Here is a 22,539-nt window from a genome sequence, read left to right on the forward strand (position 1 = left end):
CGCTAAAACGTTATTGCTGTTGCTGTTGAGACTGGCTCCAGTTGGCCCGCCGTCCGTCGAGGCCGGTGAATGGAAGCGCTTCGGAAATGTCGGCAGGCTCGATTTTTGGCGTATGATAGGCGAAATAGAGCAAATGAAGCTGCTCACCGATTCTGGCCAGCCCCTGCTCGATCTCTTCGAGGAACGGGCGCACCCCTTGCTGAAGAATCTCTTCGACAGTCGCGTAGCTCATCTCCGCCTCCATCTTGCCGATCAGTCGGTCCACGTTGTTGGCGTAGCGGTGAGAGGAGCTGCCCGAGATTCTCCACAACGCCTCCTGCGCGGCGCAAATCGAAAAGGTGATGCTGCGCGGAAAGCTCCGGTCGAGAATCAGGAAGTCGAGAATGTTTTCGGGATCGATCTTCGAGAGATAGACCTTCCGGAACGCTTCGAGAGCGCTGCAACTTTTCAGCACCGCCATCCACTGGATGATGTCCACCGAGCCGCTGACCAGGTCGGAGTGCCTGGCCGGGCTGGTGGTGAGCATGTGATATTTTACATCGATGAGGCGCGCGGAGTTGTCGGCGCGTTCGAGGTACTTGCCGATCTGCACGAAGGCCCACCCCTCGTTGTGCGAAAAGGTGTTGTCGGTGATCCCCTGAAAGAGGTGCGAGGCGTTCTTGATCTCCTTGTAGAAGCTGTAGGGATCGCTGTGCACCTGCTGCGGCGAAACGCTTTGCAAAAAGTGGTAGAGGTTGTTGAGCTGCTCCCACATCTCGCTCGAAATGCTCTCGATGACGCTCCGGGCGTTTTCGCGCGCCATGCTGATCGAGGAGAGAATCGAGCTGCTGTTCCCGCGGTTGAAGACCAGGTAATCGGTCACCGAGTGGGCGTCGTACTCCGGATAGAGGCTGTTGAAGTGCTCCGGATCGGCCATCACCATGATGAGCGGCTTCCAGTAGTTCGGATGATCGACCGGCGTGATGCTGTCGAGGTCGAGCAGCAGATTGAAGTTGACGTCGAGAAAACGCGCGGTGTTTTCGGCGCGTTCAAAGTAGCGGCTCATCCAGAACAGCGATTCGGCGACACGACTCAGCATTGACTATTCGTTCGTTAAAGGTTCAGTTATCGATGACCCAGGTATCCTTGCTTCCGCCCCCCTGCGAGGAGTTGACCACCAGCGAGCCACGCTTGAGCGCCACCCGCGTCAGGCCGCCGGGCACGATGGAGATGGACTTGCCATTGAGCACGTAGGGGCGCAGGTCGATGTGGCACGGCGCGATCTCGGTATCGTTGAAAAAGCTCGGATGGCGCGACAGCGAAATGGTTGGCTGGGCGATGTAGTTCCGGGGATTCTCCACGATCTTCTCGGCGAACTGCTCGCGCTCCTCCGGAGTCGATTGCGGACCGACCAGCATTCCGTATCCGCCCGACTCGTTGGCCGCCTTGACCACCAGCTTGTCGAGGTTTTCGAGAATGTACTTCAGGTGTTTCGGATTGCCCGCCAGCCAGGTTTCGACGTTGTCGAGCAACGGCTCCTCGCCGAGGTAGTAGCGGATGATCTCCGGCACGAAGCTGTAGATCACCTTGTCGTCGGCCACACCGGCGCCGATGGCGTTGGCGAGCGTCACGTTGCCCTTGCGGTAGGCGTTGACCAGGCCCGCCACGCCGAGCACCGAGTCGGGCCGGAATACGAGCGGATCGATGAATTCGTCATCGACGCGGCGGTAGATCACGTCCACGATTTTCAATCCTTTGGTCGTGCGGGTATAGACCTTGTTGTTGTTGACCACCAGGTCGCGCCCCTCGGTGAGCTGCACGCCCATCTGCCGCGCCAGGAAGCTGTGCTCGAAATAGGCGGAGTTGTAGATGCCCGGCGTGAGCACCACCACCTTGGGATCGTGCTTCGGCGTCGGGCTGATCTCCTGAAGCGTCCGGAGCAGTTGCTGCGGGTAGTTCTCGACCGGGCGCACGGTGTAGCGATCGAAAAGCACCGGGAAGGCGCGCTTCATGGCGATGCGGTTCTGCAACATATACGAAACGCCGCTCGGCGTGCGCAGGTTGTCTTCGAGCACGAGGTAACGCCCCTCCGCATCGCGGATGAGGTCGCTGCCCGTAACGTGGATGTAGATGCCGAGCGGCGGCTTCACGCCGACGAACTCGCGCCGGAAGTGCTTGCTGCCAAGCACCAGTTCGGCGGGAATGATCTTGTCGCGCAGGATTTTTTGATCCTGATAAAGATCGGCAAGGAAAAGATTTAAGGCGGTGATTCGCTGAATGAGACCGCGCTCGATGCCCTCCCATTCGGAGGCGGGAATGATTCTCGGAATCAGGTCGAACGGAAAGATGCGCTCGATCCCTTCGTCAACGCCATAGACGGTGAAGGTGATGCCCTGGTTGCGGAAAAAGATGTTCACCAGCTCCCGCCTCGCCCGGATATCCGCCGCCGAAAACTGGTTGAACCGCTGCATCATGATATCGTAATGAGAGCGCGGCGCGCCTTCACGGGCGATTACCTCGTCGAAAAAGCGATCTGGTTGCGGATGATAATGATCGAACAGTCGGGTCATGGCCGGTAAAAAAAAAGAGATTGCGAACAAAGTCGAACCGCTCGGTAGCGACTTAAATAAATACGGTAATTCAGGACTATTTCCTAAATATATAATACAATAATGTAGAGTGGGCGGAGCGGGCTGCCGATCAGCGGAGCGCCAGCGTGTAGCCGCCAATGCCATTCACGGTGTCGAGCCGCAAGGCGCCCGATCTGACCAGCGACACCAGGATGCGGCGCGACTCCTTCATCGGAATACCGGCATTGTCGGCGAACTCTTCCGCCGTGATCCGGTTGTGGCGGTTCAGCCAGTCGAGCAGGCGGCGTTCGCGGTCGGTGAACGAAACTTTGAGCGGCTCGCGCGACGAGAGCATAAGCGCGATGCACTCTTCCGAGGCGGCCTTGTTGTGGCTGCCGTCGCGGATGAAAACCCGCCGCTCGACGCCGCGCTTGCCGCTGTCGCGCCGGCTCTCCCGTTCGACATGAAAGTGGGGGCGTTCCGGGCTTTGCGGAATATCGACGAAGAGCACCATCCGCCGCCTGAACTCCGCGAAGCTCACCCCGATGCGCGGCTTTGGCTCGATGTAGAAGCGCATCGCCTCATCGATAACCTCAAGCGTCTCCTTCTCGCTGTGAATGCCGACGATCCGCCGGTCATCGTCAACCCCGATCAGAATGACGCCGCCCGATGTATTGGCGAATGCCGTGATCGAACGGGCGATTTTGGGCGCGGAGTGAACGAGCCGCTTGAACTCTATGCGCAACCCCTCGCCCTCCGCAACCAGATCGAGCAGGTTCGGGACGGCAGATTTCGGTTTGAAGCTGGTCATGAAGCATCTCCATCGTGGTTCATGAAGGCCGGGGCGCTTTGCCGATGTTTCGGGACGGCGCGCCATTGAACCATACGCACCCGCCGCCGCAAATGCAAGCAGCTTTTTGGAGTTGTGACAATCGAAGCGTCTCGCTCGCCGACGGACAATGCCTGACCTCCGTTTTGCGTGACGGGAGCCACGAACGAATCATCAGGCTCCCGGACGTTGTTGGTGACGGTCACGGCGCAGAAATTTCATCGCCGGTTGGCGTGAATCTTGATTGTCGCCGCACAGGCCCGGCCGCTCCGGTTTCTGACGGAAACAACCGGCAATGGCGGCACGAATTGAACAGGTATTTTGTAATAAGCAAATAAAGCACTCTTTTTTCAAGAAGAACTGTTCTCATCGATGAGGTTACCGGAGTTGTTACCCGATCTAATGTTCAAACAACAGGAGGCCCGTATGAAAAAGCGAATGATGATGGTATTGGGTGCCGCAGGAATCATTTTCTGGCAAGCGCCAGCCCATGTCCAGGCCGCGCTTCCATTGGCGATGGCGACACGGCATGACCCCGATGTGTCTTTCGATGCAAGGCCCGACTTCATCTATCTGGATGATTATGGCTTTTATGTCGCATGGGGCGTGCCGTATGATCTCATCTTTTTTGATGATTACTACTTCCTTTTCCGTGACGGCTACTGGTACCGTTCACGCGGGTATCGCGGGCCGTGGGGCAGAGTCCGGAATGACGACTTGCCGATGACGATCCGTCGGCGCAGTTGGGGGGATATTCGTCAGCGCCGCGACACGGAATATCGTCGGTACGACCGGGGATTCTGGGACAACCGGTTCAGGATGGATCGTGAACGGTGGCGCAGCCGCGACAACCGGAACGCTCCGGAAGGCCGACCGGCTCCCGGTCGCGACCGGGGTTTCGAGGATTGCCGCGAGCAGCCGGGAGGAGAGCGTGACTTTGAGCGTCGCGATAGACGATAGGCCTGCAATGTAAAATCCGGATTTCCGCCACGCGCCTCTCTGGCCGGGTCAGGAATTCAGGATTGAGAAAATCGGGCGGAGTTACAAGGCAAACGGTAACTCCGCCCGATTGTTATATCGCCCGCTGCTTGACAAGTTCGCCGGTGTCCTCGCCGATGAGGTTCATCTGCTTGCGGTAGTAGGAAAACGCCTCGTCCTGCTTGAGAATGCCGAGCAGTTTGCCCGACTGGTGCTCGACCACCGGCAGCGTCGAGTATTCGGAAATCTCGAAGATCTTGAGCGCCTCGTCGAGCTTGGAGGTGTCGTACAGGACGGTCACATTCTTTTTGACCAGATCATCGGCGATCATGCCAGGGAAGATGCCATCCTTCAGCACGAGGCTCATCTCGTCGAGGCCGATGATGCCGATGAACGACCCCTCCGGCGTCGTGATGAAAAAGTGCGAGTCGCGGGTGTTGTAGAACGCATCGATGATGGTTTCCATCTTGGTGACATCGAAGAACTTGACGAATTTGCGCTGCATCACTTCAAGCACACTGATGTTACCGGCTATGGTCAAGGCGATGCCGAAGCCGACGCGCACATTCTCCTTTTCGAGCACGTAGGTCTCCATGGTGTACGGATAGGCCAGCCGCGCCACCAAGGCCGAGGTGACCGCCGCGAACATGATGGGCAGCACGATTTCGTACTGGCCGGTAACTTCAAACAAAATAAGGATTACCGTCAGCGGCGCGCGCATGATGCCCGCCGTCACCGCGCCCATGCCAACCAGCGCGTAGGCTCCCGACGCGGCGGTGATCGTCGGAAAGAGCGTGTTCACCACCTTGCCGAACATGCCGCCGAGCATCGCGCCCATCTTCATGGTCGGGGCGAACATGCCGCCCGCGCCCCCGGAACCGACCGTCAGCGCCACGACCACTGGTTTGAGCAGATAGACGGCAATCATGTTCGTCCAGCTCTCCTGCCCGATCAGCACCCTGTCGATCACCTCGTAGCTGAATCCATATAGTTCCGGCACCCACATGCTGATCAGCCCGCACAAAAGGCCGCCAATGGCAGGCATCGACCACGCAGGTATGCGAAAACGCTTTTCGATCTTCTGAATCTGCTCTTCGATGGCGTAAAACGTCCTGATGAACAGTACTGCGGTGAGCCCGGCAAGTACGCCAAGGATGAAGTAGAACACCAGTTCGGTATCCGAAACGAGGCTGTATTTGGTTACCAGGAAGGTTGGATAACTGCCCAGATAGCTGCGAGACAGCACGGTTCCCACCACGGCGGCCACTACGATGGGGCTGAACGTCTTGACGCTGAAGTCGCCGAGAATCACCTCGACAGCGAACATCACGCCACCAATCGGCGCGTTGAACACGGCGGCAAGCCCCGCCGCAGCGCCGCAACCGAGCAGCGTTCTGGTTCGTCCCGGCGAAAACTTGAGCAACTGCGCGATGGTCGAACCGATCGACGCGCCCACCTGCGCGATCGGCGCCTCGCGTCCGCCGCCGCCGCCGGTGCCGATGCTGACCACCGAGGTGATGGTTTTGTGAATCCAGTTTTTCGTGGGAATCTTGCCATTTTTCTGCGCGACGGCCTTGATGACCGACGGCAAGCCGTGCTCCGGTCTGGCCTTGACGACAAAGGTGTTGTACAGTCCGACGACCAGTCCGCCGAGGGCGGGAATCAGCGGAAGCAAAAATATCCGGAGATAGTTGTTGAAAGTCGGCAGTCCGAGAGCCGTCGTGCCGTAAAAAAGGTAGGAACTGATGATCTTGATGGCGTCATGAAAAATGACGGCGACGTAGCCCGTGACCAGTCCAACGAAAACGGCAACGAGAAGAAACGGAAGATCCTGATTGAGGTTAAGCTGGGCGAGAAACGAAGCCCAGGTCATGCGGAGAAACTGCCGGGACGTACCCTTGAAGTAACGGCTTTTACGGAGTAGAATGTAGGTCAAGACAACAATACGCCGCCTGAGGCGGTTTTTCACAAAAAGCCTGCTCATTGAATCGGGTCGCTGGGTTGGAAATCATGGCAATAGTGCAATGTATTTTTTCTGCATCTGGATACCAACACACAGCCGCACAAAGGCTTGCAAGACCGGGGTTTTTTAGCGTGAGCCTTCGGCTCAGGGCAGCCTAACCTGCCACCACGAAGAACACCACCTCGCCTACGCCCGAACCGAATACGACGCCCCCGAAGTCGATAACGACGTGATAATCGAGATTGGCGATGATGCTGTGGAGGAAGACGATTTTTGTAAGGTGATTATCGAGGATTCGACAGCTTTCAAGTTGTTTGGACGGGTGAGTAGGGGGTGAATAAAAGTAAATCGTTGGTTAACGTCTAAACTTTCGGTGCGTTTTACTGCATTTCATCAAGCCTCTGGCTCAATTTTCAGTTTCTCTCGGATGTATGTCCGGATGTCTTTGACAATTTCATCAAACTCTGCCCGGTGAATCCGCTTGGACTCGAAGTCTATTTTCACATCTTGAAGAAATTTTTCAAAATCTGTGTTCTGTTCGCAGAGCTTGTTTATCGTTTCCCAGTCAAGAATATCCCGAACCCTTGCTGGATAGAGGATGCTAGAGCTGTCGATGTCTATCGGATCAAGATGAATGATCCCGATTCCGAACGATGAAGCAAGTCGTTCGAGTTCAGCCAGAAACTCATCATCTTGTAGTATCTCAGCAGCGACCAGATAGCCTTCATGTGCCCACGACGAGTTAGATACCGCCTGGAAGAATGCCTCTCTGTAGTTGGCCTTCGTCAGACTCTTTTTCATCTCGAACGAGAAGAGCTTGAGAGAGTTGTTGTCTGAAAGGCGGTTGAATTCAATCACATCAGGACGCCAGTCGTCCAAGGGCAGGTAGAATCCTACAATATCTGGATGAATCCACTCATTGTAACCAGATTTCTGCGATCTTTCATGAAAGATGGTCTTTGTAAAGATCGACCGCCCTCGGTTGAAAGTCGGGTTTGCATAAGCGAAGTAAGTCAGCAGTGGATGAATATCACGTTCGTGATACCCTGTCTTCTTTTCCTTCTTCTTGGATTCCTCTTTCTCAATCTTGGCAACAGCATCCGATGCTAATTCAGTCGCCCGATCTTTGAGAAAGAAGCGGGCCGGCCTTTTCCCGACTTTCATGAATCGGGAATCTTCGTTGTCTCGGACTTCAACATACAGTTGCGCCCCAAGGCTCTGCCATGGAGTCTTACCTGATGTCTTGATTTTGTCTGTAAGGCCATCCTCTTTTCCGGCCTGCCAAACTTCCTGATAAGTCAAAGGCTGGGTTGCCACTTTGAGAACTTCATATGCAAGGTCAAGGAAAGAGTAAACGGCCATATCTCGCCTCCATTGCTGAATTATCGTCATGCGAAAAATATATCGATCAAAAACAGGCAAGTCAAAACATCATTTTTTTATTAATCACTCTCGATAGCCATTTCCACACCTTCAGCACACGATTGCCACGCCACCACTCCTCGCAATGACGACAAGCCCCTCACCACCGCATCATCGGCAGCGGATCTTTCGGGTGCTTTTTCATTCGCTTGAAGGTCAGGCGGGCCAGCGTGAGGTGGAAACCGGCATTCGGATAGCGGCGCTGGATTTCGAGGATGAATCGGCGCGGGAGGCCGAAATTACGCGCGCCGAGAGAGACGTCGAGCCAGTCGGCCTGGCGAAAGGGTTCGACGAGCCAGTCGGGCTTGCAGCTCCACGGGGTGACTTTGTGGTGGTTGTCGATCATTGCCGCGATTTCGTCGGCCCATTCAGCCTTGCCGGTCGAATCGAGATACGCGCGGGCGAGGCGCTTGGAGGGTTCGAGGTAGTCGAAGGTTTTGTCCGCCCAGATGCCAAGGTCGTGATACGCGGCAGCGATGGCGAATTTCTGGCGGCTCTCCCCCTCTGCTTCGGCCAGCTCGCAGGCAAAAATGAACACCCGACGGCAGTGGTTGCGGTAGCCCGCGAAGTCGCGCCCGATCACCCGCAGCCAGGGATCGACCAGCGCATCGACCATCGAAACCTGTTCCGGTTTAACTTGCATCATGGTTGACCTCCGCTTTTTCATTTTCCTGAATCGGGCGCGAGCTTTTGCGGCAAATCGTGTACGCCCTTTCGTATATTCCCCGAATCGTTAAAAAATAAACTTTTCCGAACATTAGCTAACCATCGGGACGGCGCTCATGATGAAAGCAGACGAGAAAGAGGCGGGCAAAAGCATTGGACTGGCATGGGCGGCGAGCCTGGTGGCGACAGCGCTCATCACGCTGCTGGCGTCGTTCTGGTTCCAGAGCGCCTCGATCATGAGCGGCGGGGCCGCAGGATCGCAGAAACTGGCGCTGCTCGCGGATATGCGGATGAACCTCGCCCGGTCGGCAGAGAAGGAGAAGAGCGCCGTTTTGTCCGCCAACGACGGGGATGCCGCCGGTTTCGCCGAGCAGTCGAAAGCCGCGGCCAGCAAGGTCGGCCGTGACCAGAAAAAGCTCGAAGCAGTGAGCGAGCAAAGCGGCTCCGAAAAGGAGAAGGAGCTGGTCGCGAAATTCGGCGCATCGTGGACGGAGCTTCAGCAAATCGACGCCGGGCTGCTCGAATCGGCGATGCAGAACACCAACGTCAAGGCGCTCGACCTGTCCAGCACCATCGGCGCGGAGCTGCAACAGAAGATCGACGGCAACCTCGCAAAACTGACCGCGAAGGTCAAACCGGAGTGGCGGAAAGCGCAGATGGAGAAGATCGCCACGGACGCGAAAATCGCCATCCGCAACATCGCGCTCTTCCAGACGCGCCACATCGACGCCGCCCCGGAAGCGGACAAAAAGGCGCTCGAAGCTTCGATACTGGCCGAACAGAGCAAAGTCAGCACCGCGCTGAAATCGCTCGAAAAAATGACCGGCAAAAAGAGCCGCGTTTACATCCGCGAAGCCACGACCGACTTCGGCGAGTTCATGCGCGTCAACGCGGAAATCACGCGCCTCTCGACGCTGAACACCAACAAACGCGCCGCGGCCCTGTCGCTCGGCAAAAAGCGCAAGGCCGAAGCCGAATGCGACCGCACTCTCGAAGCTTTGCAAAAGCTCGCCGCCAAAAAACCGTAGCAATCTTTTCTCCTGCTGTCCACAACGTCCACCGCAACGCCGCCACCCATGCAAACACCCGCCGACTCCCACGAAGAGCGCCTCTCCGGCTCGGTCGAGCGGGTGACCTTTTACAGCGAAGAGTCGGGCTTCACGGTGCTTCGCCTGCGGGTCGGCGAAGAGCGCGAGCCGGTTGCGGTGGTGGGCCGCACGGCCGCGCCCGCCGTGGGGCAGTTCATGGAGTGCGTCGGCGCGTGGGAGAATGACCGCACCCACGGCTTGCAGTTCAAGGCCTCGAAAATCACCCCCGTGCAGCCCACCACGCTCGAAGGCAAGGAGCGTTACCTCGCCTCCGGGCAGGTGAAGGGACTCGGCAATTATTTCGCGAAAAAGCTGATCGAACGGTTCGGCGACGCGGTGTTCGACGTCATCGAGAACGATCCGGAGCGGCTGCTCGAAGTGCCCGGCATCGGGCGGCGGCGGCTCGACATGGTCAAGGCGTCGTGGGGCGAACAGAAGGCGGTGCGCGACATCATGCTTTTTCTGCAAACACACGGCGTCGGCGAAGCGCGGGCCTGGAAAATCTACCGGCGCTACCGCGAGCGGGCCATCGCCACCATCACGGAGAATCCGTACCGCCTCTCGCTCGACATCGAAGGCATCGGCTTCCAGACCGCCGACGCCATCGCCACGAGCCTCGGCGTGGCGAAAAATTCGCTGATGCGGGCCGAAGCGGGCATCAGCCACGTGCTCGGCGAGATGTCGCAGAGCGGCCACTGCGCCGTGCCGGAACAGACGCTCATCGACGAGGCGTCGCGCCTGCTCCAGATCGACCGCCCGCTCGTGGCCGAGGCGGTGAAGAACGAAAAGCTCACCCGCCGCATCGTGGGCGAAACGATCGACGACGCGCCGTGCATCTTCCTCGAATCACTGCATCGCGCCGAAACGGGCGTCGCCTCCGGCCTCCGGCGGCTGATGCGCGGCCCGCTGCCGTGGGAGGCGCTCGACCCGCATGACGCGCTGCCGTGGATCGAAAAGGAGACCGGCCTCGAACTTTCGCCGTCGCAGCGCAGCGCCGTGACGCTGGTGCTGGCGAGCAAGGTCTCGATCATCACCGGCGGGCCGGGCGTCGGCAAAACCACCATTTTGCGAGCGATTCTCTCGGTGCTCCTGCGCGAAAAGGTCTCCGTGGCGCTCTGCGCTCCCACGGGCCGGGCGGCCAAGCGGCTCACCGAATCGACCGGCATCGAGGCCAAAACGATCCACCGCCTGCTCGAATTCGACCCGCAGGCGTTCGACTTCAAGCGCGGACGCGGCAACCCACTCGACGCATCGTTCGTGGTGGTGGACGAGACCTCGATGGTGGACGTGACGCTGATGCAGAAGCTCGTGGCGGCGATCCCCGACCGCGCGGCGGTGGTGTTCGTCGGCGATGTCGATCAGCTCCCCTCGGTCGGCCCCGGCGCGGTGCTCGCCGACCTGATCTCGTCGGAGGCGATTCCGACCGTGCGCCTCACCGAAATCTTCCGGCAGGCCGCCGAGTCGATGATCGTCGTCAACGCGCACCGCATCAACCAGGGCGAAACGCCGCTGACCGCCGAGGGCGAGGAGTTGTCGGATTTCTACGTGGTGAAAGCTGCCTCGCCGGAGGACATTCACGACAAGGTGATGCAGCTCGTCACGGAGCGCATCCCGAAGCGCTTCGGTCTCGACCCGGTGAAGGACGTGCAGGTGCTGACGCCGATGAACAAGGGCGGCGTCGGAGTACACGCGCTGAACGCCGAGCTTCAGGCGAAGCTCAACCCCACCGCCAAGCCGAAGGTGACGCGCTGCGGAACGACCTTCGCGCCGGGCGACAAGGTGCTCCAGACGGTCAACAACTACGACAAGGAGGTCTTCAACGGCGACATCGGCCTCATTGAAGCGATCGACGCCGAGGCGGAGACGCTGACGGCGCTCTTCGACCACCACCTCGTCGAGTACGACTTCAGCGACCTCGACGAACTCTCGCTCGCCTACGCGACAAGCATCCACAAAAGCCAGGGGTCGGAGTACCCGGCGGTGGTGATTCCGCTCGCCATGCAGCACTTCACGCTGCTCGAACGCAACCTCATCTACACGGCGGTCACGCGCGGACGCAAACTCGTGGTAATCGTGGCCGAGCCGAAAGCGCTCGCGTTAGCGGTCAAAAACTGCAAGTCAAAGCGCCGCCTGACCGGCCTGGTGCAGCGGCTCAGAACCTCCGGCACACAAAACTGGCAAAATTTGTAAGCACCCTCCCGGCAAACGGCGTCTCGCCCAACACACCACTCCCCTTCCGCGACGCTCCGGAACCGGCGCTCCCATCTTGCAGATAAGCGGCCATGATCTCCCGCGTGTACTCCGGATGAAATTGTACGCCCCACGCCGATTCGCCCACCCGAAAGGAGTGGTTCGGCTCGAATCCGTTGAAGGCGAGATGGACAGCGCCCGGCGGCAGCCGCAAGACGCTTTGCGCGTGGGTCGCATGGGCGGCGAACCGCGCCGGGATTCCGTCAAAGAGCGGATCGCGCCCGCCTTCGAGCGTCAGCTCGACGGAAACCGTGCCAGCCTCCCGGCCACGCGGATGGTAGCCGACCTCGCCACCGGCGGCGCGACCGAGAAGCTGGTGGCCGTAGCAGATGCCGAGGAACGGCGCACGGGCGGCGACGAGTTCCCGGATCAACCGCTCGATGGCCACGCTCCACGGCAAATTGTCGGTCACCATCGCGTGCGAGCCAGTGACGATTGCCCCGGCGCACCGCTCCGGCGCGGGCAAGGCCTCACCCGCCTCGGCGTTCACCACCGCGACCGGGCACGGCGCGTCGCCGAGGCCGCGCCGCACCCACTCCTCGAAATCGCCGAGCCGCGCCACCTCGGTGGCAAAGGTGCTTCCGGCCTTGATGATGTACAGACTTTTCATAAACGATGATTTCCAGTGATCGAATCCGCTGCCGCAAAGCTATCATCTTTGAGCGACTGAAACAATCGCGCCTCGCCGGTTATCGCTCCGTTTTTTCGTATATTGGCCGCAAATCAACAGCGGGCCGCCGTCGCCCGCAGAATAACAGGATGAAGCACCACTCACTCATATTTCTGACCGGCTTCAGCGGTTCAGGCAAATCGACCATCGGCCCGCTCCTGGCCAACTCTCTCGGCTTCGAGTTCATCGACCTCGACCGCGAAATCGAGATCGCCGCCGCCAAGAGCATCAACCGCATCTTTGCCGAAGATGGCGAAGCCGCCTTCCGTGAGCTTGAACTCCGGACGCTCGAAAAGATCGGCCAACAAGAGCGGATGGTGGTCTCGCTTGGCGGCGGCGTGCTCGAAAACGACCGCTGCTTCGAGCTGATCAGTACGCACGGCACCCTGATCTACCTCAAGTCCAGCCCGGAAATCCTCACGCTCAGGCTCCAGAACAAGACCGACCGCCCCCTCCTGAAAGGCCCGGACGGACGAAAACTGACGCGGGAAGAGATTCAGCAGCGCGTCACCGAGCTGCTCGAAAAACGGGAACCCCGCTATATGAAGGCCGACTTGGTGCTCTTCACCGACGCGAAAAAGATCGGAACGAGCGTCGAGGAGCTGACGCGCAAAATCGAGCGACACATCCGCCGCGCATCGAAAAACACTCAAGAGAAGTAATCAATGCAAACGCCTTCCAGCCATATCATTGTCAGAACGCCGGTTATCGATTCGATTGGCGAACTCTACGCCACGAGAGGACTCGGCAAAAAAACCGTGCTGCTCTTCGACGAGAACACCCGCAAGCTCTTCGGCGACGCGATCATCGAGTCGATGCAGCGCCAAGGGTTCCGTACCGTGGAGCTGGTGGTGCCCGCGCGCGAGACCTCCAAAAGCGTCTCGACGGCGTGGAAGCTGTACGGGCAGATGATCGAGGCGGACGTTGACCGGAGCTGGAACCTCGTCTGCGCGGGCGGCGGCGTGGTCGGCGACCTCGGCGGTTACATCGCGGCGAGCTACTATCGCGGCATTCCGGTGGTGCAACTGCCAACGACGCTGCTCGCCATGACCGACAGCTCCATCGGCGGCAAGGTGGCCATCAACCACCCGCTCGGCAAAAACCTCATCGGCTATTTTCACATGCCGGAGCTGGTGCTGATCGACCCGGCCTTGCTCCGGACGCTCCCCTCGCGCGAGATTTACGGCGGCCTGAGTGAAGTAGTTAAATACGGCTTCATCGCCGACCGCGAATTCTTCGACCTGCTCGCCGCGCACTGGAGCGAGATCGTGCGCCTCGAAGAGCCGTGGCTCTCCAAAGCGGTCAGCCGCAGCGCCTTCATCAAGGCCGACGTGGTGGAGAAGGATTTCCGCGAGACCACCGGCCTGCGGGCGACCTTGAACTTCGGCCACACCTTCGCGCACGGCCTCGAAAAGATGGCCGAATACCGCAACCTGCGCCACGGCGAGGCGGTGACCATCGGCATGGTGTGCGCGCTCTTCCTGTCGCACCGGCTGGGATTCCTCGCCGAAGCGGAGCTGCGCGAGGGGCTTGCGCTGCTCGCCCGCTTCCGCTTCCCGCGCGGCCTCGTCCGGAAGCGCTTTCTCTCGCTCGACCGCGACGAGCTGGTCGAGAGTATGCTCTCCGACAAAAAGAAGATCGACAGGCAACTGCGCTTCGTGCTCCTCGACCGAATCGGCCACGCCTTCCTGCACGACCACGACATCGCCAATGAAACCGTGCTTCAGGCGATCGACGATGCGAAGGGGTGGTTTGAGGAAAAGAAACAAGGTTAACAGCAACCTCTTCCATTCAGCAGGGTTTCAACCCTGCGGACACTCAATCTTATATTTTCTTCGATTGCCCCGGCTTTCAAGCCGGGGGAGAGGCAGGAGCGTTCTGTCGCTATTGTAGTCGAGTTTCGATTTCGACGAAAATTACGCCAGATTCATCCGCAGCAAGAGATCGCTGCCGCGCAGCACGGCCAGCTCGTCGATGACGCTGACCGCGCCGAGTTCGGGGGCGATGAGGCGGCTGTTGCCCCCGGTGACGATCACCTCGACCGTTGACTCGCCGGAGTCGCGGACGAGATCGCCGCGAATGGCTTCGACGAGGCCGCTGATCTGTTTGACCGCTCCCCAGAAAATCCCGCTTCTGATGCACTCCTCCGTCGAGCGACCAAGCAGGCTCGCCGGTTTGTTGATCCGAACCTGCGGCAATTGCGCGGTTCGTGCATGGAGCGCCCCCGACATCATGTCGATGCCCGGCATGATGAGGCCGCCACGGTACATTCCCGACGCATCGAGCACGTCGAAGGTGATGGCCGTGCCAATATCGATGGCGATAACCGATTTTCTTGCAAAGAGATGGCAGCTCCAGGCGCACAGGGCGAGGCGATCCGCGCCGAAGGTATTGTGATTGCCGTATTCGAGGTGGAACGGAAGCTGAAGGTCGCTGCCGATGGCGAGCACCGGCACGGAGTAGAGCGATTCGAGCAGCGCCGATCCTGCGGCGGCGGCAGCGGGAACCACGCTGCAAATGGCGATGGCCTGCGGCGTACAGTGCTTTCGGGACAAATCGGCGAGCACCTCGCGCATTGCGGCGGAGTCGGTGAACATCACGCTCGGCACCGACTCGACAACCGGCTCGGCGTCGCCCGTGAAGAGCGCAAGCGTCGTGGTCGTGTTGCCGATGTCAACGACCAGCCGCGCCAGTTCAGCGGGCGATTCGCTCCGGGAACGCTGCATGGGAAATTCGCGAATTGTCGAGATCAGGGGCGCTTGACCGGCAGGCCCGTCTTTGCCGAGAGCGCCGAGAGCAGCTTGTCCGCATCCGGCAGGCCGAACTTGCCCTCGGTGACGGTGATCGAATCCCGAAGACCGGCATTTTTGGCGACGATAAAAATCTTTGGCGGCGGATTGTAGGTCACCGGCTCCTGGTAGATCGAAACGATGTCCTTCAGAAGAAACATCTTCTTCTCGCCGTTGCGGTAACGGTACTCGATGCGGTCGGGCGAAAGCGCGATGGAATCGCCGTCGTTGCCATGTTGGGCAACGAATTTCGTGTTGTAATACGACGGCACACCAAGCGCGATGGTTGTCATGAAGACCAGTAGCGTAGTTTTCCAGAAACAGCCGAAATCGACGCCGTAACTGAACTTGCCGTAGCGGTAAAAAAAGGCCCATCCGCCAGCGAGAAAGAGCATGGCGAGCGTCCAGGTGAAGTAGTAGTAGTTGCTGAGCCACCAGCCGGGATACGACATCGGGTACTGGAACAGATCGGTCATGGGCGAACCTTGAGATGTTTCTTGTTATCTTTGAACGACAATTATACGGCTTTTCAAGCGATAAACACAGAGAGAGCCGTTCCAAAATCACCAGAACCGGAAGACCAATGAAATCATACCACAAAGAGCTCTGGATGGAAGTGCCCGCAAGAATGGATTTCGTCAACATCACCCGCGACGTTTCGCGTGCGCTCGACGAGAGCGGCATCCGCGAGGGGCTGTGCCTGGTCAACGCGATGCACATCACCGCCTCGGTCTTCATCAACGACGACGAACCGGGCCTGCACGCCGACTACAAGCAGTGGCTTGAAAATCTCGCGCCGCACGATCCGTCGCGTTACCGCCACAACCGCACCGGCGAGGACAACGGCGACGCGCACCACAAACGCCAGATCATGGGCCGCGAAGTGGTGGTGGCCGTCACCGCCGGCAAACTGCACCTCGGCCCCTGGGAGCAGATTTTTTATGGAGAGTTCGACGGCCGCCGCCGCAAACGGGTGCTCATCAAAATCATCGGAGAATAATCTTCCGTCCGCTTCGTCCACCTCATCCACCAAGTCCACCTCTTACATTCTCCCCCAAAAGCAAAAAAGCCCCGAAAAACCGGGGCTTTTTTTGCATTGCACACTTCTCCTCAGTGCTCGAAGAGCATCTCGGAGTAGGTCGGAAGCTGCCAGCGGCTGCGGTCAACCTGACCCTCGATCTTGTCGGCCACTTCGCGGATGGCGTTCATGCAGGGCAGAAGCCTGGCCGCGCAGAAGTCAGCCTTGTCGAGTTCGCTCTCCTGCTCCTCCATCTCCTCGATGGTCGCTTCGAGAATGGCGGTCAGATCGATCAGCTTCGAAAGGTCTTCGGCGAGCGTTTTGAGATGACCGGCCTGGCTCATGAAGGCTCCCTCGGACAGACCGATGGAGTCGGCGGCGGCCACGAGGTTGTTGAACGAGCTGGCCAGGTCGCCCTGGTACTCCGAAGCGTCCGGAATGACCATGGTCTTGACCATGAGCAAGAGCGTACGGGCTTCGATGTCGATGCCCTTGACGTAGCGCTCGATGCGGACATTGTAGCGGGAGTCGATCTCCTCGGCGGTCAGTACGCCGTACTTGACGAACATGGCGATGGTGTCCTTGTCGGTCCAGGCGCGAACCGATTCCGGGGTGTTCTTCATGTTCGGCAGACCACGCTCGGCAGCAGCCCTCTGAAGATCTTCGCTGTAGTTGTCGCCGGGGTAGCGCACGGCCTTCGTGGCCGTGATGCCTTCGCGGACAGCAAGCAGAATAGCGTCCTCCTTCGACATTCCCGCGTCGATCTTGGCGACGATTTCAGCATTCAGGTCATCGACCGCTTCGGCCATGAGGGTGTTGAGCACCGTGTTCGGCACCGAGATCGGCTGGCTGGAGCCGACGGCGCGGAACTCGAACTTGTTGCCGGTGAAGGCGAACGGCGAGGTGCGGTTACGGTCAGTGTAATCCTTGTTGAGCAACGGCACGTGGCTGAGACCGAGATCGAGAATCTTCTTTTCGGTCTTCAGATCGACCTTGCCGCTCTCGATGGCGTCGAGCACACGCTCGAGCAGGTCGCCGAGGAAGACGGTGACGACGGCCGGCGGAGCCTCGTTGGCGCCGAGACGGTGGTCGTTGCCGATGCTGGCGACCGAAGCGCGCAGAATCGCGGAGCGTTTCAGCACACCCTTGAGCACGGCGACGAGGAAGACGAGGAAGCTGATGTTCGACTCGGGAGTGTCACCGGGATCGAGGAGGTTCATGCCGCCGTCGATGCCGATCGACCAGTTGTTGTGCTTGCCGGAGCCGTTGATGCCTGCGAAGGGCTTTTCGAACAGCAGCATGGCGAAGCCCTTTTTGTCGGCCACCTTGCGCATGACCTCCATGATGAGCAGGTTGTGGTCGGAGGCGATGTTGGCCTGCTCGAAGATCGGGGCGAGTTCGAACTGGTGCGGAGCCACCTCGTTGTGACGGGTCTTGGCCGGAATGCCGAGCAGGAACAGCTCCTCTTCAATCTCCTGCATGAACTCGAGCACACGATCAGGAATCGAGCCGAAGTAGTGGTCTTCGAGCTGCTGGCCCTTCGGCGGCAGAGCGCCAAGCAGGGTGCGGCCGGTCATAACAAGGTCAGGGCGCTGCGTATAGAATTTCTTGTCGATCAGGAAGTACTCCTGTTCCGGACCGGCATTGGTGATCACGCGCTGCACGTCCTTGATGCCGAGCGTGTCGAGCAGGCGGATAGCCGCCTTGCTGACCGCGTCCATCGAACGCAAAAGCGGGGTCTTTTCGTCGAGCGCCTCGCCGTGGTAGGAGATGAAGACGGTCGGAATGCAGAGGGTCATGCTCTTGCCGCCCTTCATGAGAAATGCCGGGCTGGAGGGATCCCATGCGGTGTAGCCGCGAGCCTCGAAGGTCGAACGCATGCCGCCCGACGGGAAGCTCGATGCGTCAGGCTCGCCCTGGATGAGCTGCTCGCCCGAGAAACGCTCGATGACGGTGCCATCCCTTTCGATGGTCAGGAAAGCGTCATGCTTTTCGGCGGTGGTGCCGGTCATCGGCTGGAACCAGTGGGTATAGTGGGTGGCGCCATGCTCCATCGCCCACTCCTTCATGCCGTGAGCGACGACGCCGGCGATGTCGGCGGGAAGCTTCTTTCCGGCCTTGATCGTCTCCTGCAACGCCTTGAACACCTCTTTGGGAAGCCTGTCTTTCATGGCTTCAGTGCCGAAGGTCAATGCGCCGTAGTAGGACGCCACTGTTTTTTTGCTCTCGTTACTCAAGAGATCCTCCTTTAAACATTGATTTAAACGTGATTTGATAAACGCAAATGTGATGGTATGCTATTTTCTCGATTTCTTTTCATCGAAGGTAATCAGCACCTGCCTGTCTTGCAGGTTGTTGCGCACGATCTCGGCGCATATTCTGTTGTTTTTCTTCAATTGCGAAAGAACGAAGCTCGTGTTGGTGCCGAGCACTCCCGGCCAGCTCTGGATGCGCGACAGGAAACGTTCGAGCGAAGCCGTGTTGTGCGTCATGACCTTGAGGATATGCGAACCCTCGCCGGTGACGGAGTAGCACTCCATGATCTCCTCCTCCTTCATGACATGCTCCATAAACGACTTGTAGTGCTTCGAAGAATCGACGCGGACGCGCACGAAAGCCTGGATGTCGAAGCCGAGCTGACGCTCATCGACTTCCATCGTGAACCCCTTGATAATACCGTTCTTCTGAAGCTTGTCGAGACGCTCGCTGACCGAAGGAATCGACAGGCCGACGACCTCGGCCAGCTCGCTCAGACGTACCCGTCCGTTGCCGCCAAGGGATTCGATGATCTTCAGGTCTATGAGGTCAAGGTGTCCGGACATAAGCAGAATCTTCGATTTTGTAGGAAATTAATGAAATCTAAGAAATAAACAAGCTTATTCTAAATAATGATGGTTTTAATCGCCACTTTCCCTTAAAATTTTAGGATTCAACCTCAACAACCAATCATAATCGCTGAATAAAAATCTTGTTATTTACAGACAAGAATGTAAGTTAATAATCCATGTCTCTCAACTGCTTTCTCTGCGTGAAACGGCCACCGGAGCGCCCTCCCGGAGTCAGCCGGGAGAGGCCCATCACCTTTATCGACTGAGTTACCGTCATGAAAGAGTTGTCCAGAAAGTTCTCCGCTGATGAAAACGACGCGCCGAATCCCTCTGACCGATCGATCCGGCAGCCAGAGAGAGATGGTCGACCCGTGTGCCATGACCTGCGTTTCGTGGTAAAAGAGTCGCTCAACCTGGGCTTCCGTTTTTTCGACGAGGTTGACAGGATGCTCCAGAAATTCAAGGAAGAGGAGCCAGAAAAAAAACCGGAAAACAAAGAGGAAGAGGAGAAGGAGAACGATCCTTCGTGAACCTCCGGCAGAAAGGCCCTGCGGTTTTAGCACCCTTTCGTGAAAGAGCGCCAATTCCTTATATTCTGCATTATTTTTCAGCATCTCCAACCTCAAGCCATCCAAGCAACGTTGAAAGTAGCCATATTCGGAGCCGGTGTCGCCGGTCTCAGCGCGGCCATCGAACTGGTCGATCGCGGTTATACCGTCGAGCTGTACGAAAAACGCAAGGTGCTCGGCGGAAAAGTATCGGTCTGGAAAGACAATGACGGTGATTCGATAGAGTCCGGATTGCACATCGTTTTCGGTGGTTACGCCCAGCTCCAGGAGTATCTGAAAAAAGTCGGCGCGGGCGACAACTACCTCTGGAAGGAGCACTCGCTCATCTACGCCGAACCGGACGGCAAGCAGTCGTTCTTCAAAAAAGCCAACCTGCCCAGCCCGTGGGCCGAGGTGGTCGGCGGCCTGCAGGCGGACTTCCTCACCATGTGGGACAAGATTTCGCTCATCAAGGGCCTCTGGCCCGCGCTGGCCGGAAACGAGGAGTACTTCCGCAGCCAGGATCATATGACCTACTCCGAGTGGCACCGGCTGCACGGCGCTTCGGAGCACTCGCTCCAGAAGCTCTGGAAGGCCATCGCGCTGGCCATGAACTTCATCGAGCCGAACGTCATCAGCGCCCGCCCGATGATCACGATCTTCAAATATTTCGGCACGAACTACGCCGCCACGAAATTCGCCTTCTTCCGTAAAAATCCCGGCGACTCGATGATCGAGCCGATGCGGCAGTACATCCAGAGCAAGGGCGGCCGCATCTTCATCGACGCGCGCCTGTCACGCTTCGAGCTGAACGACGACCAGACCATCAAGCGCGCCGTGCTCAGGGACGGCCACACGATCGAGGCCGACGCCTATATTTCGGCGCTGCCGGTGCACAGCGTCAAGAAGATCGTGCCGAACGAGTGGCTTCAGCACGACTACTTCCGCAACCTGCACCAGTTCGTCGGCAGCCCGGTGGCCAACTGCCAGCTCTGGTTCGACCGGAAAATTACCGACACCGACAACCTGATGTTCTCGCAGGGAACCACCTTCGCCACCTTCGCGGACGTCTCGATCACCTGCCCCGACGACTTTCAGGCGGGCATGGGCACGGCGACCGGCGGCAGCGTGATGAGCCTCGTGCTCGCCCCGGCGCATCAGCTCATGAGCCTGCCGAACGACGTCATCACGGAGCTGGTGATGAAGGAAATTCACGACCGCTTCCCGAAGTCGCGAGGCGCCAGGCTGATCAAGTCAACCATCGTCAAGATTCCCGAATCGGTCTATAAAGCCGTGCCGGACGTGGACCAGTACCGGCCCGACCAGGTCAGCCCCGTCCGCAACTTTTTCCTCGCGGGCGACTACACCGACCAGCACTACCTGGCCTCGATGGAGGGCGCGGCCCTCAGCGGCAGGCAAGTCGCCGAAAAGCTGCACCAGCGGCTGGGAAGGTGACAAAAAGACATCGTGGGCGACCGGCAATTCTTTTTGTTCTTGTAAATATCTTGTAGGGACGGCTCTTGTGGCCGTCCTGCCTTCACGACACATCGCAACACCATCGCATGAGAAAGGCAACCGTGAGGGTTGCCCCTACGGGAATCCGTTTCCAGCGCCAACATCGATAACCTCTCATGAATCGCCGGAACGACAAATTGCTCATCGTCTTCTCGAAGAACCCCGTCGCCGGACAGGTCAAGACGAGGCTCGCCGCATCGATTGGCGATGCCGAGGCACTGCGCATTTATGAGCATCTCCGCGAGATCACCAGACAGGCGACCGAGACCGTCAATGCCGCGAAAGTCGTCAGCTACGCCGACTTCATTCCCGAAACCGATCTCTTGCTGACGGGCGGCGCGGAGGCGTGGCTCCAGCAGGGGCGCGACCTCGGCGAGCGGATGCACCGCGCCTTCGTCAAAGGCTTCTCCGTCGGCTTCAGCCGCGTCGCGCTCATCGGCACCGACTGCCCCGAAATCACCCCCTTCATCCTCGATCTCGCCTTCCGGAAGCTCGACGCCTGCGACGTGGCGCTCGGCCCGGCGCGGGACGGCGGCTTTTATCTCTCCGCCATGAAACGCTCATTTCCGGAGCTTTTCCTGAACCGGACATGGAGCACGTCGAGTGTGCTGAACGACTCGCTCCGCATCATCCGCGACCACGCGAGGACGTGCGACCTGCTCCCGGCGCTCTCCGACATCGACACCTTCGACGACCTCAAAGCCAGCGGCTTATGGACTCCGGAATACGACTGAGCATCGTCACCCCGGCCTGGAACGAGGAGGCCGGAATCGCCCGTACGCTCGAAACACTGCTCCGGTTGACGGCGGGGCGCGGCGACACGGAAATCATCGTCAGCGTCTCGGGCGACGACCGCACCGAAGTGATCGCCCAAACGTTTCCCGTTACCGTTTGCCGATCCGAAAAAGGACGAGCCGTGCAGATGAACGCCGGAGCGAAAATTGCATCAGGCACGGTGCTGTATTTTCTTCACGCCGACACCACGCCGCCGCCCACCTTCCGCGACGACATCCGCGCCGCCATCGAGCGCGGCGCGAAGGCCGGATGCTTCCGCATGAGCTTCGACGACCCCGACTGGCTCATGCAGTTCTACGGCTGGTTCACGCAATTCCCGCTTCCGGTCTGCCGGGGCGGCGATCAGTCCCTCTTCATCACGCGCGAGTTGTTCGAGCGCATCGGCGGGTTCGACGAGCGCTTGCGGATCATGGAGGATATCGAGATCATCGAGCGAATTCAGCACCACGCCGGATTCCATATCCTCGACTCGACGGTCATCACCTCGGCGCGGAAATATCACGCCAACGGCGCAATCCGCCTGCAAGCCATCTTCGGCGCGATCCACCTGATGTACGCGCTCGGCTTCAGCCAGGAGGAGATGCTGAGATTTTACCGGAACTCGGTCAACTGACCGTCCGCTCCTCGACGT

The 22,539-nt window shown here is 58.9% G+C and carries 22 protein-coding genes and 1 pseudogene; 11 read left to right on the forward strand and 12 right to left on the reverse strand.

What is annotated here, in order from left to right:
• Window positions 1–10: 10 nt before the first annotated feature.
• The 4 genes from FGF66_RS07270 to FGF66_RS07285 form a co-directional block, all read right to left on the reverse strand.
• Window positions 11–1,078, reverse strand: a complete 1,068-nt coding sequence (locus tag FGF66_RS07270; RefSeq protein WP_139457002.1) for an alpha-E domain-containing protein — start codon at window positions 1,076–1,078, stop codon at window positions 11–13.
• Window positions 1,079–1,100: 22 nt separating this feature from the next.
• Window positions 1,101–2,549 carry a circularly permuted type 2 ATP-grasp protein gene (locus FGF66_RS07275; RefSeq protein ID WP_139457003.1) on the reverse strand — a complete coding sequence of 483 codons (1,449 nt, stop codon included), beginning with the start codon at window positions 2,547–2,549 and terminating at the stop codon, window positions 1,101–1,103.
• 130 nt (window positions 2,550–2,679) lie between these two features.
• Window positions 2,680–3,360, reverse strand: a complete 681-nt coding sequence (locus tag FGF66_RS07280) for an AlbA family DNA-binding domain-containing protein (RefSeq protein WP_139457004.1) — start codon at window positions 3,358–3,360, stop codon at window positions 2,680–2,682.
• Between the two features lie 192 nt (window positions 3,361–3,552).
• A complete protein-coding gene (locus FGF66_RS07285; RefSeq protein WP_139457005.1) occupies window positions 3,553–3,732 on the reverse strand; it encodes a hypothetical protein in 180 nt (59 codons plus the stop codon).
• Between the two features lie 87 nt (window positions 3,733–3,819).
• On the opposite strand from FGF66_RS07285, the gene FGF66_RS07290 reads away from it, so the two are divergent.
• On the forward strand, window positions 3,820–4,338 hold the full coding sequence (locus FGF66_RS07290) for a hypothetical protein (RefSeq protein WP_139457006.1): 519 nt from the start codon (window positions 3,820–3,822) through the stop codon (window positions 4,336–4,338).
• 112 nt (window positions 4,339–4,450) lie between these two features.
• Here the strand turns inward: FGF66_RS07290 and FGF66_RS07295 are convergent, their stop codons facing one another.
• Window positions 4,451–6,340, reverse strand: a complete 1,890-nt coding sequence (locus tag FGF66_RS07295; protein WP_139457007.1) for a chloride channel protein — start codon at window positions 6,338–6,340, stop codon at window positions 4,451–4,453.
• Between the two features lie 160 nt (window positions 6,341–6,500).
• Between FGF66_RS07295 and FGF66_RS07300 the strand changes: the two are divergent.
• A pseudogene (locus FGF66_RS07300) lies at window positions 6,501–6,656 on the forward strand (30S ribosomal protein S12 methylthiotransferase RimO); the annotation flags it as partial.
• Window positions 6,657–6,712: 56 nt separating this feature from the next.
• On the opposite strand, the gene FGF66_RS07305 reads toward FGF66_RS07300, so the two are convergent.
• Both FGF66_RS07305 and FGF66_RS07310 read right to left on the reverse strand, forming a co-directional pair.
• Window positions 6,713–7,681, reverse strand: a complete 969-nt coding sequence (locus FGF66_RS07305; protein ID WP_139457008.1) for a COG2958 family protein — start codon at window positions 7,679–7,681, stop codon at window positions 6,713–6,715.
• Between the two features lie 160 nt (window positions 7,682–7,841).
• Window positions 7,842–8,387: an HD domain-containing protein gene (locus FGF66_RS07310; protein WP_246046617.1), complete on the reverse strand. Its 546-nt coding sequence runs from the start codon at window positions 8,385–8,387 to the stop codon at window positions 7,842–7,844.
• A 136-nt stretch (window positions 8,388–8,523) separates the two neighbouring features.
• On the opposite strand from FGF66_RS07310, the gene FGF66_RS07315 reads away from it, so the two are divergent.
• Complete coding sequence (locus tag FGF66_RS07315; protein ID WP_139457010.1) at window positions 8,524–9,435, forward strand: hypothetical protein; 912 nt, start codon at window positions 8,524–8,526, stop codon at window positions 9,433–9,435.
• 48 nt (window positions 9,436–9,483) lie between these two features.
• On the forward strand, window positions 9,484–11,685 hold the full coding sequence (recD2, locus tag FGF66_RS07320) for an SF1B family DNA helicase RecD2 (protein WP_139457011.1): 2,202 nt from the start codon (window positions 9,484–9,486) through the stop codon (window positions 11,683–11,685).
• On the opposite strand, the gene FGF66_RS07325 is transcribed toward recD2, so the two are convergent.
• The gene (locus FGF66_RS07325; RefSeq protein WP_139457012.1) at window positions 11,648–12,355 is read right to left on the reverse strand and encodes a glutamine amidotransferase; all 708 of its coding nucleotides are present in this window, start codon (window positions 12,353–12,355) and stop codon (window positions 11,648–11,650) included. The genes recD2 and FGF66_RS07325 overlap by 38 nt on opposite strands.
• 149 nt (window positions 12,356–12,504) lie before the next feature.
• On the opposite strand from FGF66_RS07325, the gene FGF66_RS07330 reads away from it, so the two are divergent.
• Window positions 12,505–13,077, forward strand: a complete 573-nt coding sequence (locus FGF66_RS07330; protein ID WP_139457013.1) for a shikimate kinase — start codon at window positions 12,505–12,507, stop codon at window positions 13,075–13,077.
• A 3-nt stretch (window positions 13,078–13,080) separates the two neighbouring features.
• The gene (gene aroB / locus FGF66_RS07335) at window positions 13,081–14,190 is read left to right on the forward strand and encodes a 3-dehydroquinate synthase (RefSeq protein ID WP_139457014.1); all 1,110 of its coding nucleotides are present in this window, start codon (window positions 13,081–13,083) and stop codon (window positions 14,188–14,190) included.
• Window positions 14,191–14,331: 141 nt separating this feature from the next.
• Here aroB and FGF66_RS07340 read toward each other — a convergent pair whose 3' ends face one another.
• Both FGF66_RS07340 and FGF66_RS07345 read right to left on the reverse strand, forming a co-directional pair.
• The gene (locus FGF66_RS07340) at window positions 14,332–15,141 is read right to left on the reverse strand and encodes a type III pantothenate kinase (protein WP_139457015.1); all 810 of its coding nucleotides are present in this window, start codon (window positions 15,139–15,141) and stop codon (window positions 14,332–14,334) included.
• Between the two features lie 23 nt (window positions 15,142–15,164).
• Entirely contained in the window at window positions 15,165–15,680 is a 516-nt protein-coding gene (locus FGF66_RS07345; RefSeq protein ID WP_139457016.1) for a hypothetical protein, read from the reverse strand.
• A gap of 107 nt (window positions 15,681–15,787) precedes the next feature.
• Here FGF66_RS07345 and FGF66_RS07350 point away from each other — a divergent pair, with 107 nt between their 5' ends.
• Window positions 15,788–16,204: a secondary thiamine-phosphate synthase enzyme YjbQ gene (locus FGF66_RS07350; protein WP_139457017.1), complete on the forward strand. Its 417-nt coding sequence runs from the start codon at window positions 15,788–15,790 to the stop codon at window positions 16,202–16,204.
• Between the two features lie 110 nt (window positions 16,205–16,314).
• On the opposite strand, the gene FGF66_RS07355 is transcribed toward FGF66_RS07350, so the two are convergent.
• On the reverse strand, window positions 16,315–18,459 hold the full coding sequence (locus FGF66_RS07355; protein ID WP_139457018.1) for a glutamine synthetase III family protein: 2,145 nt from the start codon (window positions 18,457–18,459) through the stop codon (window positions 16,315–16,317).
• 60 nt (window positions 18,460–18,519) lie between these two features.
• Window positions 18,520–19,044 carry an Lrp/AsnC family transcriptional regulator gene (locus FGF66_RS07360; RefSeq protein ID WP_139457019.1) on the reverse strand — a complete coding sequence of 175 codons (525 nt, stop codon included), beginning with the start codon at window positions 19,042–19,044 and terminating at the stop codon, window positions 18,520–18,522.
• 281 nt (window positions 19,045–19,325) lie between these two features.
• Here FGF66_RS07360 and FGF66_RS07365 point away from each other — a divergent pair, with 281 nt between their 5' ends.
• The 4 genes from FGF66_RS07365 (at window position 19,326) to FGF66_RS07380 (ending at window position 22,521) form a co-directional block, all read left to right on the forward strand.
• The gene (locus FGF66_RS07365) at window positions 19,326–19,580 is read left to right on the forward strand and encodes a hypothetical protein (protein ID WP_139457020.1); all 255 of its coding nucleotides are present in this window, start codon (window positions 19,326–19,328) and stop codon (window positions 19,578–19,580) included.
• Between the two features lie 111 nt (window positions 19,581–19,691).
• A complete protein-coding gene (locus FGF66_RS07370) occupies window positions 19,692–21,053 on the forward strand; it encodes an FAD-dependent oxidoreductase (protein WP_139457021.1) in 1,362 nt (453 codons plus the stop codon).
• A 176-nt stretch (window positions 21,054–21,229) separates the two neighbouring features.
• Window positions 21,230–21,847, forward strand: a complete 618-nt coding sequence (locus FGF66_RS07375; protein WP_139457022.1) for a TIGR04282 family arsenosugar biosynthesis glycosyltransferase — start codon at window positions 21,230–21,232, stop codon at window positions 21,845–21,847.
• A complete protein-coding gene (locus tag FGF66_RS07380; protein WP_139457023.1) occupies window positions 21,826–22,521 on the forward strand; it encodes a TIGR04283 family arsenosugar biosynthesis glycosyltransferase in 696 nt (231 codons plus the stop codon). Before FGF66_RS07375 ends, FGF66_RS07380 begins: the two co-directional genes overlap by 22 nt.
• Window positions 22,522–22,539 lie beyond the last annotated feature (18 nt).

It is taken from the genome of Chlorobaculum thiosulfatiphilum, from assembly GCF_006265165.1.
GTDB lineage: Bacteria > Bacteroidota > Chlorobiia > Chlorobiales > Chlorobiaceae > Chlorobaculum > Chlorobaculum thiosulfatiphilum.